We start from the raw sequence: 17,983 nt of genomic DNA, 5'->3' as shown, positions 1-17,983 counted from the left end.
GGGTGGTACACGTTTCAAATGCTACCCGGGTCCCTTTTCAAATGTTAGCTACATGTCAGACATCAAGAGTGCCCTAAACCTGTTCGGTGACGATAAGCAATCACACCGTGCAGCCGGGGATTTACTGTATCTTACCGCCAAGCAAAAAGGAAATTTGGATAGCCGGGAGCAAATCAAAGCCAAACGGGAAGTCGATAACGTGGTGGAGGGGGATTACGAACAACAGCAAAAGAGGGGCTTTTCGATGCGGAGATAATAATTGAGTGGATGTAACCAGCAATAATCGTAAGAATTTGATGTACAACCGAATAAAAATAGTAATTTTGTGATTGAATTAAAGAAAAGTATGGCTAAGAACATAAATATACAAGTAACTGATAACTTGATAGATAACTTTCGTGGTTATGCTGCATTGCTTCGCAAAATCAAACAACGGGTACTGATTGCTCAGCAACGAGTAATTTATGCCGCCAACGAAGAAATGCTTCGGATGTATTGGGACGTTGGCGAAATGTTACAGCAAAGCCAAGATGCAGACGGCTGGGGCAAGAAAACTTTGCAACGGTTGGCTGTGGATTTGAAGAATGATTATTCCGAGATAAAAGGCTTTTCTGTACGTAACATGCAGTGCATGATACAGTTCTTCAACGAATATAATCAAGAACTTACGATGGTGAAAGGAGCTGTTTCTCCAATTACGCAATCAGTGATTGCGCAATTAGAAGAATATAATTTCACTCTCCCCATAAAGCATTTGGGATGGACGCATAATCTTATTCTCTTACAACAGGTCAAGGACATTCGGGCTCGTTATTGGTACATGATTCAAAGTATTACATCGCATTGGAATACACGTTATCTGCAAGAAGCCATTAAACTTGACGACTACGGCAAGCATGGAGCGTTAGCAAACAACTTCACTGAAACCCTCCCAGCACCGGAAGCAAACGATGTTAAATCCATGCTCAAAGACCCATATATATTCGATATGCTGACTTTTACCGACCAATACAATGAGCGTGACGTGGAAATCGGTTTGGTGAAGCATATAGAGAAGTTTCTCGTGGAAATGGGAGCCGGATTCGCTTTCATGGGTAGGCAGTATCACATAGAGGTGTCTGGCGATGATTATTACATTGACATACTGATGTACAATGCATTCCTGCACAGATATTTGGTAATTGAATTGAAAGACACGGAGTTTATGCCGGAATATATCGGCAAATTGAATTTCTACTGCTCTGCGGTGGACGACATTCTTTGCCGTGAGGGAGATAACCGTACTATCGGATTGTTGCTTTGCAAGAGCAAAGACCGCATCAAAGCTGAATATGCCTTGCGTGATATTCAGAAGCCAATCGGCATATCCGACTACGAATTGGGGCAAGCCTTGCCGAAAGACTTCCGTGGCAGTTTGCCTACGATTGAAGAGATTGAAAAAGAGTTGGAGTCGAAATGAAGAAAATACTTATCCTAATTTTTATTTTGTAATTGTAGGATGTTGCCTCTAAAAATTGACTATTCTTATAAAACAATACTAATGGAATAACAAGAACCATTAAAGTTGACAAGAGAATTTAATCCACAATAATTTATATGACAAATAATCATATGCAAATATCAGCTCCTAAATCAACAGAAAAAGCTTTTAAGAAATTGCTTGATAAAATGTATATTAGCAATGTAAGTAAACGCTTGAGAGAACTTAATCAACCCAATGATATTGATAGAAAAAGATGGATTTGGGAGTTACTGCAAAATGCAAAAGATACAATAACAAGCAACCCGGATAGAGATAGTATTAAAGCTCGAATTCTTATTGATGGCGACTTAGTTAAATTTCAGCATGATGGCGACCCATTTACTGCTGATGCAAGATTGGGATTGCTATATAAATACAGTGAAGACAAGGAAAATGCAGAGAGTACAGGACGTTTCGGAACAGGTTTCCTAACCACGCACTGTCTTTCCAAAGTTGTAACAATTGAAAGTAATATGTATGGCGATGAAAATGCAATCGTCGGCTTTTCCGTAACAATGTATAGAGATGGTTTTACTGAACAAGAACTTCTCGAAGGTCTTGGCAAGATGAGAGCATCCGAACTGTATTATAGCGAACCATATGACTGGACCACATATACCTATCATATCAATTCAGAATCGGGGCGTCGTGCAGTACAATTAGGCAAGGAGAATTTTAAAGAAAACATTGCGCAAACTCTATTATTCTGCAAAGAATTGTCTTCGGTTGAGTTAATAGACAATAGCGAAAGAATATCAATTGAACGTATTACAGATACTCCAATTACAGACAAACTTCGTCAAACTCAGTTTAGAATTATTGCTGGCGATACTGAGCCTGTGATTCGAACTTTTATATATTGTTCAATAAAAGAATTGGACGAAGAACTTTCAGCAAAATACAAAGCGGAACGTTCCATAAGATTACAAGCAGCTTGTGAAGTTGACAGCAATAAGAACATAGTAAGTACAGGCGATAAAACATCGTTGTACTGTGTATTCCCATTGGTCGGCATAGAAGGACAAATCCAAATGCCAATATTCGTAAACAGTCCAGACTTTGAGCCAGATAGCGAGCGACAGAGCTTGATTCTTAATGGAATTACAAGAGACGAAGAGAAAAATGTAATCACAGAGGTTGGCATTAATCAAAAGATTCTTTGCAAACTGCCGGATATATTCAAGATTATTGTTGGATATCTTTCCGAGGAATTGTTTAATAGTTTCTTCAACCTTTGCAATGGTTTGAAGTCGGTAAAGGATCACGAGAAATTAGATAAAGATTGGTACAAGAAATCAATTGTTTCTGCTATGCGAGAGATTCTGTCAAGCTATCCAATAGTAACTCCTTTCTCAACATCTGAAAGATTTCTTAGGTTGTCAGATTGCATTATTGCCAAAGAAAGTAAACAAGAGTCGGAATACATCTTGTTCAATTTGCTCACTTCACTATACCCAGAGAAATTGGTTGCAGACAACAACAAATGGGCGCACATGCTTTGGAAAGATGATGATATGAAGTTATGGACAACCGAGGATATATGTGCTGATATTGAAGCCAAAGGTTCTATGGATTCTCTTGATGTTGTTTCTGGCAACGACAAATTTGCATGGTACAACAGTTTCTTGGCTTTTGTGCTGTCACAAAACGAACTCCTATTCAAAGAACACGCTCTTCTCCCAAACATGAACGGAGAGTTCTTAAAAAGAGACGTAGAAGATTTCAAACAGGGTGAGGGAGTTACAAACGTAATTCTTGACGTTTTAGAAAAACTTGGTGGAGATATGAGACCTTTGCTGCTTCATAAATCAATAACTGCCGTATCTTTGGATAGTAAATTCAATTCTACGAGCTATTCTGCTAAAGTCAATAGTTTGGTAAAAAATATTATTGATGCAAACATATATACCGATGAAACCAGACTTTCTAAATTGCAGCCAATCATATTTATTGCCGTATCAGATGGCAATAAATATGAGCAAGAGTTTATTACGAAACGTTCACGCATATATACAATTACAAAAGAACTATTCCAGTGGCAGGACATACAAACGGTTGCGGACAACTCATTGAATAAAGTTGCATGGGAGGAAACTGACAAGTGGCTTGTCAACTATATAATTTCCACTATTGAATCAAAGAAATCTTTGGCAAATCTTCCTGTGGGATTAGGCGCAAAGTGGTTGAATGACACGATTTTTAGTTTAAGTATTACTTTAGCAACAATGAATATTAAGGCGGTAGTTCCTAACCAAAATGGAACTTTCTGCCTTTCCAATAACCTATTCATTGATAATGGTATTCCCGAGGTGTTGAAGAACGAAGTATTAGGAAAAATAGGACTGTCATACAAGGACATTCTGTTGGACAACTCTATTAATCTAAAATCCTTGGGAAAGACAGACGCAAAAGGCATATCAGAGTTTGCCATAGATTTATCAAACGCAACATCTGGTTATCAGAGTTGTAGTAATGCAGCCACTTACAATAGTTATGGACTGTATAGAAAATACAGTGAGGAAACGCTGCGCCAAGTAGCACTATACTTGATACAGATTCTTCCAAAAACAAGTCCCGAAAATGAAAATATTTCAATTACGCAAAGAGCATTGAGGGAAATAACACGTTATTTCCTGCCAGGGAAGTGCGAAGGAATAGAGGACTCCATTGAAGTTGTTGATAGCAAGTTATGGCTTCGAATCAATGAATTTATTTGTCACGATATAATTTCTGTAATTGAAAAGAAAGCAAACATAGCAACCATTTTAGCTGAACTTTCAACTACCGATGATGAACTTTTTAAGAATTTAAATGTACTATACGAATATATTGAAAGTCGTAACCTTCAATTTTCAAACAAGGCAATATATCCGAATCAAGCAGGAAACTTTGTCGCTAAAGACAAACTTTATAAAGAAGCTGAAAGTATAGATAAAACGCTTAAAGATATCATTGCATTGATTTCTGATGAGGAGAACAACTACTACAATATCCTTATTGACCCACGTTGTGTAGCTACAATCTCTAAACAGAAAAACTCTGCAGATGCTTATGCCTATATTGATGGAAGAGTTAAGGAACTCTATAGCAATAACTCAAATTGGGAAGACGAAAACTTCAAAAATGCTGCACGTTTGTTGATTGACGAATGGGGTGAATCAAACAAGAACCTGTTTGATGAAAACCATTTTCCAAAAGTGTATCCTATCAAAGATTCTGTCAGCATGAATGTTGTCTGGACTAAAAATGAAAGACTGCAATTGCAGACCTTGAAGAACAGTTTGAATGAAGAAGACTTGACGGAACTTGTGACCCACATTGCAGATTTTAAGGATTTGAGCAGCCGTAACAAGGAACTGGAGGATGAGAACAGTCGCTTGAAACAGGAAGTGGAGAGACTAAAGTCTGGACGAACCGCAAAAGTTGGTTCGGAAGAAAGCGAAATGTCTAAACAAAAGATGTATGAGGCTCAACTTCAAGCACAGCAAAAACTAATGGAAGAACGTCCTGATTGGAAGTTCCCAACAGGATATGGAGAATGCGATGAAGACGGTGTTCCATGTCACCATTCAAACGAGGAGATTCAAGATGAATTAGGGAAGACGATGAAAATTGTTCTCAAAAGCTATAGAACTGAAACTGAACCATTCAAGGTAAATCCGATGGAATGGGAATGGGTTGTAAAAGAAAATGCTAAGCTGTTGGTGTATCGGTCTAATAACGAGATAGTAGAAGTTTCTAAAGATAATCTCGTTAAAAAACAGTCAACGTTTTCTATCACATTCGATTCGGAAAATCTTAATGTGGATGAACACGAAGACAGATTGAATAGTTTTTCATCACTATTGAAATATTTCAAGGAGATGCACTTCAACTTTGCGTCTTTCCGAATTCCAGACAATGCAAAAACTGTCAAAAATATCTATGCAAAAACGCAAGGAGTGCAGAACCAATATCCAGAGGAGGATGCATTATGAAGTTCAAACGAGAAGATTATATAGCATTTCTTGAAGCTGAGTATAATACTCAGATGAAAGAGTATGGTTGTCTGATTGCAACCAAAGCTACAGTTCTGAAAGAACGTGGAGAAGTGTTTGTTGGCAAGTTTGTCGGCTTTAGAGGAGATTTCTCCATCTTCAAAGTGCGTATCTCCGATAATATGCCTCGCAAAAATTCTTTCTGGACAGCTTCCTGCTTTATCGGCGAGATGGCAAGTTACAAGAACTGGGGTGATTTGGCCTGGGCAGACCTTCGGGAACAATATCAATGTGATTACTCTGATGCGCATTGCGTCTGGATTTCAAAATCAGAAGACCCTGCATTTTGTTTGGTTGGGGTGAAGAATATTACCGTGGATTTTGCAAATTTGCTTGAATCCCAAAATCCCATCATAGCTTTCGGACCTAACGACCCACCATTGAAATATCTGCTTAACTTGAAAGATATTGTCCAAAACTCTGAATGTGAAGCAACAAAAGAAATTTTGGATTATTTTTCTGCGACAGAAAGCACATGGAATCCACAAAAGATCGTTGCGACAGAAGACCTGAATATCCACATTCTGCGTAGTTTGGAATCTCATAATACTGTTGCCATTCAAGGGCCTCCTGGAACAGGTAAAACATATAGGATGGCAAAGCTAGTTGCACAACTTTTGTCAGAAAGAAAAAGCGTGTTGGTTACAGCACTAACTAATGAAGCATTGAAAGTTGTTGCTTCCAAAGAGGATTTGAAACCGTATCTTGAAAGTGGCAAAGTATCAAAGACAAGCTTGACGATAGACGAGCGACACGAATTACCAAAACTGCTGGCAAATGAAGGAAACGTTTGTAATGCCACGCCCGGTCATCTCTCACTTGCCACGTTCTACATTTCAAGTGGGTGGGCGAAAGACATGCTTGAAACAACTCCTTTTGATTATGTCGTAGTAGACGAAGCAAGTCAGGCGTTGCTACCAATGATTGCAGCATCGAAGAAGTTAGGAAGCAAAGTCATATGGATAGGAGACCAGAAGCAGCTTGCTCCTATTGTTAAAACCAATGAAGACAAAATCAACGCTTGTGGATGGAGTCCTATTGTGAAGGGATTTGATACTCTTTGCAATAATATTCCTATGCCATCATTCATGTTGAGTGATACATTCCGTTTGACTAAGAGAGGAGCTGAATTCACCGGTATCTTCTACAACAATGAACTGAACTCGGTTGCAGATATTGATGAGGTACAAACATCCTTGCCCGCATTGAATAGATTGGGAGGGCCATCTTTGATCGATTTGGAACTTAAAATAGGAGACAAGAAACCAGGAAATGCGTTGAATGCTGTCTTTGATTTGACTGAACGAATATTAAAAGAAAGTCCCGAAGCCCAAATAGCAATTCTATCCAAGTTCAAAGAAACGGTCAAGGAATTGCAAAAGACATTCATCACGAAACTGCACAGCGAGGAGATTCCCGACAATCTGAAAATAGAAACTGTTGACAGAATACAGGGATTGACCGTCGATTATACCATTTTCTTCATCCCCAATGCTTCTGTAAGCTATTCTCTTGACAGCGAACTTTTTAATGTGGCAACATCTCGTGCAAGCCGTTGTACTATAATTGTTGCTGATAGGATGATTCTTAAAAACTTCATGTCAGATGAGGTTCGACGCTTCTTACTGAAAATCAATGAAAACAAAGTTGCAACATTAAAACCATCCATGACTCAAACCATAGCATCTGGTGAATTAAAGGTAACAGTTCTTGGGAAAATTAATCTGCCTGAAAAACATTTGAAGGAGATTGTAGTAGACAAGGAGAATATTTTCATTATTGACACGAATGTGTTTGTGAAATGTCCAACCATCATCTCAAAAGTAGGAAAATATAAAGTTGTGATTCCTACTACAGTATTGGAAGAACTTGACCGCTTAAAACTGAAACAAAGCATTGACAAGAAAGCACTCAACGATGCGGTTAAGAACATCAACAAGGCTTTTCTTAATAATTATTCCAGCATGGAAGAAGGCGACTCGTCATTACTTCCTAATGGCTTCGATGCACAAAAAGCCGATTGTCTTATTCTTTCCGTTGCACTGAAATATAAAACAGAGGATAAGAATCCGATATTGTTGACCTCCGACAATCTCTTGCAATCCAAGGCACTTGGATTAGGCATTACAACAATTTCATTGCAAGATTTTCTTTCCGAAAGAAGATGATTGTAAGTTTACAAATGAATAGGATAAAAGAAATATGGTACTTGATGAAAATTTGGGAAGAGAATTTGCTATGCGCCCCCAAAGATAAAGAATAACGAACAATATCGGATAAAATATTGTACATTTGCACTGGCTTAGACAATGAGCCAAAATAGAAGTGGAATATCGGGAACAAATTGCATCGAAAAAAGAAGAAACCCTCGTATTGACACCACAAATGAGTTAAGAATCAATAAAAGCGTTAAATCTTCACCCTTTAGAATGTACCATTAAAGACTACAACCATATTTCTGACTTATTGCTTGCAAAATATTGAGTAATAATCGGTTGTAAATACTGATAGTGTAATAGTTTGACTGATATTAATTTTTCAGATAATATTACTTTTATAGATGATAATGCATTTTGGGAATGTACTAGTTTGACTTCTATACTTTTGCCCAAAAGTATTGCTGGTATTGGCGACAATGCTTTTACCGGTTGTACAAATCTTACGAAAATATATATAAATAGAGAGGAGCCTCCTTTTATTGAAAAGAGAACTTTTTATAGGACAAATGGTGAACTTGTTATATATGTACCTAAAGGATGTAAAGAACGTTATAAGAATAGTGAAACATGGAGAACTTTAAATATTATAGAAATGGAATGAAGAATTAGAAAAAGAATTTGTATGGAAATAGCATCTTTAGTAATTTCTATTTTGTCTATAGTCATATCAGCAATTGTTGCTGGAATCCCATTTTATCGTAAATATATAGAAAAGAAAACAAAAATAGCATTGATTGCTTGTGATGGAATAATCAGGGATGATATGATACGTATTGTGGTTACCTATGTAAATAAGAACTGGCAAAATGCAGTAATAATCAATAGCCATATTAATCTTTACTATCCTAAGTTACTAAATGAGTTTACGAAAGTGAATCATACATATAGTTGTAAGTCATTTAATCCGGTTGTGATAACGGAGAAAATGCATGCCTCTATTGAACTTGAATATTCTTTATCAGAGTTGAAAGAAGTGGATTTGGAGAATGCAGATGTATATGTACATACTGAATATATAGATTCTCAAGGCCAGAGGCTGTTTGATAATCATAGGATAGGAAACCTGTGCATGAGTGGAATAAGTACTAAGATGGTCTTAATAGAGTCTACTATGTATGAGTTACAAGGAAGAAGCATTTTAATGTCTATGAAACTTTAGTTGTTGGCGTGAGCAGGAAGCATCACTTCCTGCTCACGCCCTTTCTCACATTTAGCAATACTCCCTTCTGAACCAAAGCTCGAATATAGGGTCGGAGAAAGCATACTTGTTTCCTTCTTTCTCAATGAAATCACGTTCTGTCAGCATACGCTTGTTGCGTGTGATGGTCTGTGCACTGCCCAATTCATATTTCCGCACTACGGGGATGGAGTTGAAGCGGTATTCACCATCGGCTACAGCACGAAGCATGGCAGTTTGGGCAGCAGTCAGGTTCTCGGTGTCGTTCATGAACATAGGCATGTTGGTGTCTATCAGTTGGCGGGTACGGATTTCGATAATCTCATCTGTCACTTTTTCAGACGTACCGCTCCAGATGAAATAGCACAACTGTTGCAAATACCACGAATGGCATTTCACGATGTCGCACAGTTGTTCTGCTTGCTGTTCGCTGATTTCTTTGTTCGTCCGGTGGAAGGCATTGACGATGAAGGGCACCCATTCCTCTTTCTTTATCTTTTGCAGGAACAGTACTTGTCCGAAGCGGTAGAAGGGGTTAGAAGAATTGTTGAAGATGTCCATCATCATATGCCGCTTGCTTCCGTAAAAGCAATAGGAAACTTGTTGCTGCTTCTGCCAGGCAGAGCGCATTTTTCCCTCCATACTTTTGTAGCCGGGTAGTAGTGCCAGTTGTTGGAACTCGTCGATGCAGACAATCAGGTGTATGCCTTTGGCAGCTGCTATCTTTTCGGGTAGTTCCAGTATCTCCATGACACTTTTTTCTTCCAGTTCCAATTTCAGGTCAAAGGAGAGGGTATCGGTTGGGTCGCTCTTCAATGTGATACTGGGAGAAACGGCTTTAAGAAACTGTTTCACATCTTCAAGCCTCTTTTCAAGGGTGGAGGCGGCGCAAGAAATGACTTCTCGCGCAAAGATGCGGTAGAATTCAGCTTCCGTCTTGATGCTGAATGCATCAATGAAGCAGACACGGATATGCTTGTCTTCTTGTGTCAGTTCGTCCATAGCTACTTTTACAAGCGACGATTTTCCCCATCGGCGCGGTGAAATAAGCATTACGTTGATACCCGATCCAAGCAATTCTTTTAGTTGCTTTCGTTCTTCTACCCGATTGACGAAACTCTCTTTATCAACCAGTGTGCCGTATTGAAAAGGTGATTTCATAAGCTTTCTGTTCTTGATTTAATGACAAATATACAAATTATACATCAATGTATAATACATCTATGTATAATTTTGTTTGAGTACATGTGCAAAAACACCCACTTTTTGCACATGAAACGGAGAACGTGAGCAAAAAAGCCCTATTTTTGCTCACGTTATTGGTTTTGAATATGAGATTAAACACAAATATACTATGAAAAGTAAGACTCTTGCATTGATTCTATTATGCTGCGCCGCCTCGCTGGGCGCCAAAGTAAAGCTGCCTGCACTGGTAGGCGACAACATGATACTCCAGCAGCAGACTGAAGTGAAACTGTGGGGAACGGCTGCACCGAAAGCCGAAGTACGCGTCACGCCTTCGTGGAATGGACAGACAACGACTTGCCGTGCCGATAAGGATGGCCGTTGGTTGCTTGCAGTGAAAACTCCGGCAGCAGGATACACGCCTTATGAGATAACTTTTGATGACGGAGAAAAAACTACGTTGAAGAATATCCTAATCGGTGAAGTATGGCTTGCTTCCGGCCAGAGCAATATGGAAATGCCCCTGAAAGGCTTTGCCGGCTGTTGCATCATGAACGGAGCGGATGACATCATAGCTTCTGCCGAAAACAGAGGCGTGCGTATGTTCACCGTTCCCAAGCACCAGACTTATGAACCACAAACCGACTGCAAAGGTAGCTGGAACATATCTTCCATAGAAACCGCACCCGATTTCAGTGCGACGGCCTACTATTTTGCCACTTCGTTGAGCCGTGCCCTCCGGATTCCGGTCGGCATCATCTGTAGCGCTTACGGTGGAGCCACTGTAGAAGGTTGGATAAGCCGTGAACTGCTGGAAAACTATCCAGACATATCTCTCAACCCCGATTCCATCGAACGCCTGCACCCCATGCACCGCCCCATGCTGATGTACAATGCCATGCTGAAGCCGCTTCAGAACTATACCATAAAGGGATTCATCTGGTATCAGGGCGAGTCTAACGTAGGCCGTCATGAAACATACGCCGAGCGTCTGGCCGATATGGTGCAGCTGTGGCGCAAAGAATGGGGACTGGGCGAATTGCCTTTCTACTTTGCCGAAATAGCGCCGTACGCCTATGGAGGTACCCAGCAAGAGAAAGCTGCTTACCTACGTGAAGCGCAATTCCGTGCCCAAAGCCTGATTCCGAACAGTGCCATGATTTCTACAAACGACCTTGTAGAGCCTTATGAGATATACAATATCCATCCCCGCAACAAGACAAAGGTAGGTCAACGCTTGAGCTATCTGGCATTGAACCTTACCTATGGATTGAAGCAGATACACTGTTTCGGCCCACAATATAAGTCATGGACTGCTAAAGGCAGTGAAGCATGGGTTTCCTTCGACCATTTGGAAATGGGTATCTGTCGCAACTATGACCTTCGCGGTTTCGAAGTGGCGGGTGAGGACCGTGTGTTCCATCCTGCCGACAAAGTATGGCTGCACTGGCAGACGAATGAAGTGGTAATCTCTTCAGAAAAGGTATCCCATCCCGTCAGCGTGCGCTATTGTTTCCATGATTTCCAGATTGGTACGATGATCGGTGGGAATGAATTGCCTACCATTCCGTTCCGTACGGATAATTGGTGAAAGAGTGAAAAGTATATAAACACTTTCATTATACTATAATATTGGGCGCGGGTTACGCGGAATCCACGGATGCAGTAAACTAAATCCGTGAAATCCGTGTAATCCGCGCCTAAAAGAAAATATCCAGAGGGTTTTGTTCCCCCTCTGTCTTTTATTGTTTCAGCAACTGTTCTGCTGCAAGTACCAGGAACATATAGTGGGACGAACCTCCTCCCAACACATACTCAGTCTGTTGCCAGAGGAACGGGAACGTCAGGAGTTCCGGGAAGTCGGGACGGATAAGAGCTGTACCGGAAATGACTCCACCGGGAATGTACGACCAGTCTGCGCGATTCAGTCCGTAGCCCACAGTGGCTGATTGTGCGCCGACACCCGAGGCGAAGGAAGCTTGGTTGGAGCCCGGGTGGCATCCGAGAATGAAGTTGAGGGCATTGAATACCGGTGCTTTCGGGAATATTTCCGGATAGGCGGTTGTCAGGAAGTAGTGCTGGAAGCCGAAACGCTGTATATCCCAGCCTGCACCCCAGATGTTCGGACGGTAGGGAACGCCATAGGGAGTCTCCTGTACTTGTTTGTTCAGTTCTTGTTCATATCCGGTCAAAGCTTTGCGGAAAGCTGCTGAAAAGGCTTTGGCTTTCTTGTTCTTCATCTGTGCGAACAGTTTTTCCACACGTGCCGTGTACCAGCCGATGCGGCCTATCTGCTTGATGATGAGCTCCTGGTTGTCCAGAATGAAGTCCATATAGGGTTGTTCGCCGGTGGTGAGGTACAGCTCTACGGCTGCTTGCACTTTGGGGAACAAGGCTCTGTTGTTGCCGCTTCCGGTAGAAGCATATACTTTGCGAGCAATGTCGAGGCAATGCACACTCAATGTATCATTGAAACCTTTCAATACACGTGATACGGCAGCCAGCTGGGCAGCTGTCGACAGTTCCCGTCCGGGGTTGTCCTCTGTAAATATCCAACGGTCGTCTTCATTACCGATTTTTCCGTCCGTCATGGCGGCGGCATCACCCAGAAGTACGTATTGGCGAAGGTCGTTGCAGATGATTCCCCGGTAGAGACGTCCCAGTGCCAGGTAGCCGTTGACTACCGTAAGGGCGCCGTTCTCTACTTGTTGCAGCAGGTCATTCTTACCGTCGGGCTGGTGGATTTCCGTCACACGGTTTATCTGGTCGATGGAAGTCACGTCGAGATTCGGGCGGAAAGCTTCGTAGGCCAGTGCCAGGATATAGGATTCTCCGGCTTGGGATTCGATGCGGAGGTCAAAGTCTCCGGCATCGTGCCAGCCGCCTATGTTCACTCCGGGAACCACTTCACCCGGTTTGAATTTGGACAGGCCCTCTTTCTGGTCGTAGCCGTCGATATGATTGTGTGCCGGTGCCATCCGGGCATCGTCCATGTGGCAGCAGTCGTGCCATACGCGGTATTTCTCGTTGACGCGCATGTGGCACATCTGTACGGGAAGGAAGTATTCCAGTACGGGTTGCCATACGCCACGGGCATATACGTCATTGTCGATGCGGAAGATAGGAGATACGGAGGTATCGTATTTAATCTTGTAGAGTCCCGGTTCCTTCACATCCGTGAAGTCCACCTTCAGATAGTTGTATCTCAGGAACTTGCCCCAATTGGCAGGAGTGACGTTCTTGACCACTTTCTCGCCGTCTGCGTCAATGCGGATGATTTGTGCCGTTTCCTTTCTATTGTCACGTATATCCATTTCGATGACGGCTTCCTTGTCCTGGGCGGGATGATAACCTATCTGTGAAGTCTGGATAACCGGCTGATACATCCAGTCGGCCACTACGTTCGGAGTGATAATCCATTTGACGGCCCCTTTGGTGACACCCGGTTTTATGTTGCTGCGCAGTACGAACCAGCCGTTATTGTGGTTCATACGCCCGTCAAACAGTTGTAGGTCACCACTCAATGATTCGATGGTTACTTTGTTGTAAGGGTCGTCGGGGCGGGAGGTAAACTTACGGCCTTTGGCATAAGGTTCGCTGATGATGTCGTCGGCCACAATCGGGCTGTAACCTTTTCCTATCAGTTTGTCCATGTCTGCCAGCGATTGCTTGCCGTCATGATAGTTTCCCGTATGCAGATAGTTGGGTTGGGTTGTCATCAGGGGGGAGTTGGGCTGTTGCGGGAAGATGCCGCTCTGACCGTCCATAATCCAGGGCTTGCCGAAGAGGGAACCCGGGAAGAATTCAAGGTTGAAGCCCACTTTTCCGATGAATTCCTGGGGAATGGGGCGGTCCAGGTCTACGGTCACCTCTATGTGTTTACCTTTGCTTTCCACTTGTACCGTATATATAAGGTGGAGATCCGGGTAAATCATCGGGTTGAATCCGGTGAGGTGGCGTGAGGAGTCGGGATAGCAGAGCGTAGCGGTGATGCTGTTGTCGCTGAGCTTCCGGTCGAGTTGTTTCGGTACGGGCTGCCATTGTCCGGGGGTGGCTTCCAGTCGGATGTCTCCATTCGTTGCTACGCGGTGTCCATTCATGATGATACATACTCCTCCTTGGTGTCCCTCGGGATAGATGTCATCAAAAGCCATGACGTCTACTCCCTGGTTCTTGAAATAACCGGAAGATGTCAGCTTGAAATCTTGTGCATGCAGTGCACCGCTACTGCAGAGCAGTGCCAGGACGGATGCGAATAGAAAATGTCTCTTTCTCATAGTATCTATTTTTGAGTTACAGAATTCTCCACTAATATACGGACTAAAAAGGAAACGGATGGCTTTTGTTTGTAGCCAATAACGTTATGAAATGTGTCTTTTTCCTCTATTTTTATGATATTCATTGTTATATTTGTCAGACAATGGTGTTTGAACTGCCAGATACCAACGTTTGAGCTAATAAAAGCTGATGTCTGGTAAAACAAGGACTCAGTACCCAAAAACAGCCTTTATCGGAACCAATTGTATCCATTGAAAAAGGATGGTAGTGAGTAGTGGCAACTTGTTTTTTTGTACATTTGCAATGTAACTATGATTAATTCCTTAAATCGCTATATTATGAAACGTATGTTTTCCGTTTTTTTGCTGATTACAGTATGGTTGCTGGTTACACCTTTCCTGCAAGCACAGTCACACGTAGACAAGGTTTTAAAAGATGAAATAACCTCGGACTTGAAAGAGAATATCCTCTCTTTTTGGGAAAGATACAGCGTAGATTCTTCCGGAGGCTTTTATGGTTCATTGGGACGTGACGGTGCCCCGATAGCGGATGCTCCCAAAGGTGGTGTACTGAATGCCCGCATCCTTTGGACTTTTTCAACCGCCTACCGGATGTATGGCGATACTGCCTACCGTAAATTGGCTGACAGGGCGCAACGGTATTTCATAGATCACTTCATTGATTCGCAGTATGGAGGCGTATATTGGCTGATAAAAGCGGACGGTACCCCATTGGATACGAACAAGCAGACTTACGGCTGCTCTTATGCTATCTATGGGTTGTCCGAACATTTCAGGGCAACGGGCAACAATGAAAGCCTGCAAAAAGCCATAGAGCTTTATCGGATAATGGAGAGCAAAGTCAAAGATCCCGTAAATGATGGCTATATAGAATCCTTTACCCGCGAATGGGGAACTCCCCAAAAGCTGGGGTATGATGGAGATGGCATTGCTGCCAAAACAATGAATACACATATCCATGTATTAGAGGCATACACGGCTTTATATAAAGTATGGAAGGATAACAGCCTTTGCAAGCGCCTTGCAAAAGTAATAGACTTAATAACAACCAGGCTGTACAACCCACAAACACATCACTTGATATCATACTGTGATTTAAATTGGAATAATCTGGATGACATCGACTCTTACGGGCATGATATCGAAACTTCTTGGCTGCTGACGGAAGCTGCAGAGGCTCTGGGTGACCCGGAGGTTATCGGGAGGTGCAGGAAGGTATCATTGGAACTTGCAGATGCTTCCTTGAAGGAGGGCATCAACCCGATGGGAGCTATGATGTATGAACGACATAAGGACAAAATCAGGAAGGACGCTTCCTGGTGGTGCCAAGCGGAAACTGTGGTCGGCTGTATCAATGTCTGGCAACTGACTGGTGAACAATCTTATCTGGACAGTGCCGTCCGCACCTGGAACTTCATCAAATCACGGATGATAGACAAGGAGTATGGTGAATGGTTCAGAACGGTGCTGGAAGATGGAACTCCCCGCTACAAGGAGCCTAAAGCAAGTATGTGGAATTGTCCTTATCATAACAGCCGTATGGGGTTTGAGATTGATACCAGACTGAAATGACAACCTTTTATAGATTTGATATTATGAAGAATTTACGAATTTTCCAGTTTGGAATAGTTGTATTGCTGTGTGGTATATTATCTCTGCCGCTTTCTGCCCAGACGGAAGTGATGGCATGGAGCAATATCACGGGTGTCCGCGTAGACGGTGAATTGATAGACTTTGAGTCATCCCTGCGTGTCGGAACCTTGAAAGGAGATATGGAGATTACCGGAAAGGAGAAGCAGGTCCGTCCCGTTTTCCATCGTGAGGGGAATATGCAGGAAGTGACGGCTACTCTGCGAGGTGTAAAGTTCCATCAGAAAGTGACCGATAAGGGAAAAGGCTTGGTGGAGATTTCTATTGATGCGCTGTCGGACACTACTTTGAACCAGGCAGCCTATTACTGTATTGCTTTAAGTCCGGAAAACTACATTGATGCCAAAGTAAGGGTAAGTGGCAGGAAGCTGACCGTTACTTCGGCCAATAGGAAGTTGGAATTCAAGTTCAATAAGTCTGTAAAGGCCACGGTTGAAAAAGAGTCTACCGGTACTGTTGTGTATATCTCGCTGATGCCGACTCTGAAAAAGGCTGAGAGAACTGCATTGTCTATGGAACTGCATGCTTCTGGAGTGATAGATCATAGTGACGCGGAAATTATATTGGATATGCAGAATCCGGGAAGTCTGTTTACAGGTTTTGGAGGGAATTTCCGCCTGCAGAATCCTGCTGCCGACCCTAAAGTGATAGATTACTGTCTGGAAAACTTGCGCGTAGCTTATGGCCGTGTGGAATTTCCGTGGAGATTGTGGCAACCCGAAGAAGAATCCGATCCTATTGCCGTGGCACAGAATGGGGGACTGAACAAGCGGGTGGAGGAAAGTCTCCTCATGGCAAAGCGCTTGAAGGCGATGGGAATGCCGGTAATACTAAGCTGTTGGTTTCCGCCTGCATGGGCCATTGACGGAGGTCCTGCAAGTTATGCCCGTCAAGGTGGTGTCATTGCTTATCGTCTGGATAACCGGAAAAAGGAGAAGATTTATAAATCCATGGCAGATTATCTGTTGTATGCCAAACGGTATTATGGTATTGAGTTCTCCATGTTCTCGTTCAATGAATCGGATTTGGGTATTGATGTCCTCCACACTCCGCAGGAGCATGCAGATTTCATTAAGGAGTTCGGTGCTTATCTGGCAGGGTTGAATCTTCCTACCCGCATGCTGCTTGGCGACAATTCGGATGCCACTACTTTCGATTTTATCCTTCCTGCTTTGAACAATCCTGAGACTCATAAGTATATTGGTGCAGTTTCTTTCCATTCATGGCGTGGTTGTGATGATGTTACGTTAAGGAAGTGGGCGGATGCTGCCAAAGAGATTAATGTACCACTCTTGGTTGGTGAGGGTAGTACGGATGCCGCTGCTCATGGTTATGCCGAGATATTCAATGAGTCGACGTTTGCACTTTATGAAATCAATCTGTATACACGTATTTGTACGATTTGCCAACCATTGTCCATCTTGCAGTGGCAGCTCACTTCAGACTATTCGTTGTTGTGGGGAGGCGGCATTTATGGTTCCAAAGGTCCTTTGCGTCCTACGCAACGTTTCTGGAATATCAAGCAACTGGCCTCCACTCCGGCCGATGCTTTGGCCATTCCGGTCAGTAGCAGCAAGAAAAATGTAAACTGTGCGGCTTTCGGAAATATGGTGCGCGGAGAATATGCCGTCCATATGGTCAATAATGGGGCGGATTGCGAGGCTGTCATCTCCGGTATCCCTGCAGAAGTGAAGAAACTGAAAGTCTATGTGACCAATACAAAGGACTGCATGAAGGAAACTGCTGTGAAGGTAGAGAATGGACTGGTACGGGTACATTTGCCGGCCATCAGTTTCATTACTTTATTGTCAGGCGAATAACTCTAAAATTATATGTATCTTGCCCCGTCAGGGGAAAGTTGCCGTAATATAATGATGGCGAGGTACGTGAATTTA

General features: G+C 42.6%; 10 protein-coding genes and 1 pseudogene. 9 read left to right on the top strand and 2 right to left on the bottom strand.

The annotated features are described in order from the left end of the window. The 6 genes and pseudogenes from DWZ03_RS02665 to DWZ03_RS02640 form a co-directional block, all read left to right on the top strand. A pseudogene (locus DWZ03_RS02665) lies at positions 1–256 on the top strand (hypothetical protein); the annotation flags it as partial. 90 nt (positions 257–346) lie between these two features. Beyond that, positions 347–1,459 (top strand): YhcG family protein, encoded by a 1,113-nt coding sequence (locus tag DWZ03_RS02660; protein WP_120128693.1) that lies wholly within the window; start codon positions 347–349, stop codon positions 1,457–1,459. A gap of 137 nt (positions 1,460–1,596) precedes the next feature. Beyond that, the gene (locus DWZ03_RS02655; protein WP_133303135.1) at positions 1,597–5,499 is read left to right on the top strand and encodes a sacsin N-terminal ATP-binding-like domain-containing protein; all 3,903 of its coding nucleotides are present in this window, start codon (positions 1,597–1,599) and stop codon (positions 5,497–5,499) included. Continuing rightward, positions 5,496–7,727 (top strand): PIN domain-containing protein, encoded by a 2,232-nt coding sequence (locus DWZ03_RS02650; protein ID WP_120128688.1) that lies wholly within the window; start codon positions 5,496–5,498, stop codon positions 7,725–7,727. Before DWZ03_RS02655 ends, DWZ03_RS02650 begins: the two co-directional genes overlap by 4 nt. A 352-nt stretch (positions 7,728–8,079) precedes the next feature. Further along, a complete protein-coding gene (locus tag DWZ03_RS02645) occupies positions 8,080–8,379 on the top strand; it encodes a leucine-rich repeat protein (RefSeq protein ID WP_229122441.1) in 300 nt (99 codons plus the stop codon). 21 nt (positions 8,380–8,400) lie between these two features. Beyond that, complete coding sequence (locus DWZ03_RS02640; protein ID WP_120128686.1) at positions 8,401–8,937, top strand: hypothetical protein; 537 nt, start codon at positions 8,401–8,403, stop codon at positions 8,935–8,937. A 51-nt stretch (positions 8,938–8,988) separates the two neighbouring features. Here DWZ03_RS02640 and DWZ03_RS02635 read toward each other — a convergent pair whose 3' ends face one another. Then, on the bottom strand, positions 8,989–10,116 hold the full coding sequence (locus DWZ03_RS02635) for an AAA family ATPase (RefSeq protein ID WP_008662419.1): 1,128 nt from the start codon (positions 10,114–10,116) through the stop codon (positions 8,989–8,991). 193 nt (positions 10,117–10,309) lie between these two features. Between DWZ03_RS02635 and DWZ03_RS02630 the strand changes: the two genes are divergently transcribed. Next, on the top strand, positions 10,310–11,731 hold the full coding sequence (locus DWZ03_RS02630) for a sialate O-acetylesterase (RefSeq protein WP_057088834.1): 1,422 nt from the start codon (positions 10,310–10,312) through the stop codon (positions 11,729–11,731). Between the two features lie 151 nt (positions 11,732–11,882). Here the strand turns inward: DWZ03_RS02630 and DWZ03_RS02625 are convergent, their stop codons facing one another. Next, positions 11,883–14,417 (bottom strand): glycoside hydrolase family 9 protein, encoded by a 2,535-nt coding sequence (locus tag DWZ03_RS02625; protein WP_120128683.1) that lies wholly within the window; start codon positions 14,415–14,417, stop codon positions 11,883–11,885. A gap of 339 nt (positions 14,418–14,756) precedes the next feature. Between DWZ03_RS02625 and DWZ03_RS02620 the strand changes: the two genes are divergently transcribed. Next, the gene (locus tag DWZ03_RS02620; protein WP_120128718.1) at positions 14,757–16,010 is read left to right on the top strand and encodes an AGE family epimerase/isomerase; all 1,254 of its coding nucleotides are present in this window, start codon (positions 14,757–14,759) and stop codon (positions 16,008–16,010) included. Positions 16,011–16,033: 23 nt separating this feature from the next. Then, entirely contained in the window at positions 16,034–17,908 is a 1,875-nt protein-coding gene (locus tag DWZ03_RS02615) for a hypothetical protein (RefSeq protein ID WP_229122439.1), read from the top strand. Positions 17,909–17,983 lie beyond the last annotated feature (75 nt).

It is taken from the genome of Bacteroides sp. AF29-11 (assembly GCF_003602895.1).
GTDB lineage: Bacteria > Bacteroidota > Bacteroidia > Bacteroidales > Bacteroidaceae > Bacteroides > Bacteroides uniformis.
This window is presented reverse-complemented; position numbering and strand designations above follow the sequence as displayed.

What these genes read in the sequence shown, in the direction of transcription:
- DWZ03_RS02660 (WP_120128693.1), top strand. Translation starts at nt 347, where the DNA reads ATGGCTAAGAACATAAATATACAAGTAACTGATAACTTGATAGATAAC.
- DWZ03_RS02655 (WP_133303135.1), top strand. Translation starts at nt 1,597, where the DNA reads ATGACAAATAATCATATGCAAATATCAGCTCCTAAATCAACAGAAAAA.
- DWZ03_RS02650 (WP_120128688.1), top strand. Translation starts at nt 5,496, where the DNA reads ATGAAGTTCAAACGAGAAGATTATATAGCATTTCTTGAAGCTGAGTAT.
- DWZ03_RS02640 (WP_120128686.1), top strand. Translation starts at nt 8,401, where the DNA reads ATGGAAATAGCATCTTTAGTAATTTCTATTTTGTCTATAGTCATATCA.
- DWZ03_RS02635 (WP_008662419.1), bottom strand. Translation starts at nt 10,116, where the DNA reads ATGAAATCACCTTTTCAATACGGCACACTGGTTGATAAAGAGAGTTTC.
- DWZ03_RS02630 (WP_057088834.1), top strand. Translation starts at nt 10,310, where the DNA reads ATGAAAAGTAAGACTCTTGCATTGATTCTATTATGCTGCGCCGCCTCG.
- DWZ03_RS02625 (WP_120128683.1), bottom strand. Translation starts at nt 14,417, where the DNA reads ATGAGAAAGAGACATTTTCTATTCGCATCCGTCCTGGCACTGCTCTGC.
- DWZ03_RS02620 (WP_120128718.1), top strand. Translation starts at nt 14,757, where the DNA reads ATGAAACGTATGTTTTCCGTTTTTTTGCTGATTACAGTATGGTTGCTG.
- DWZ03_RS02615 (WP_229122439.1), top strand. Translation starts at nt 16,034, where the DNA reads ATGAAGAATTTACGAATTTTCCAGTTTGGAATAGTTGTATTGCTGTGT.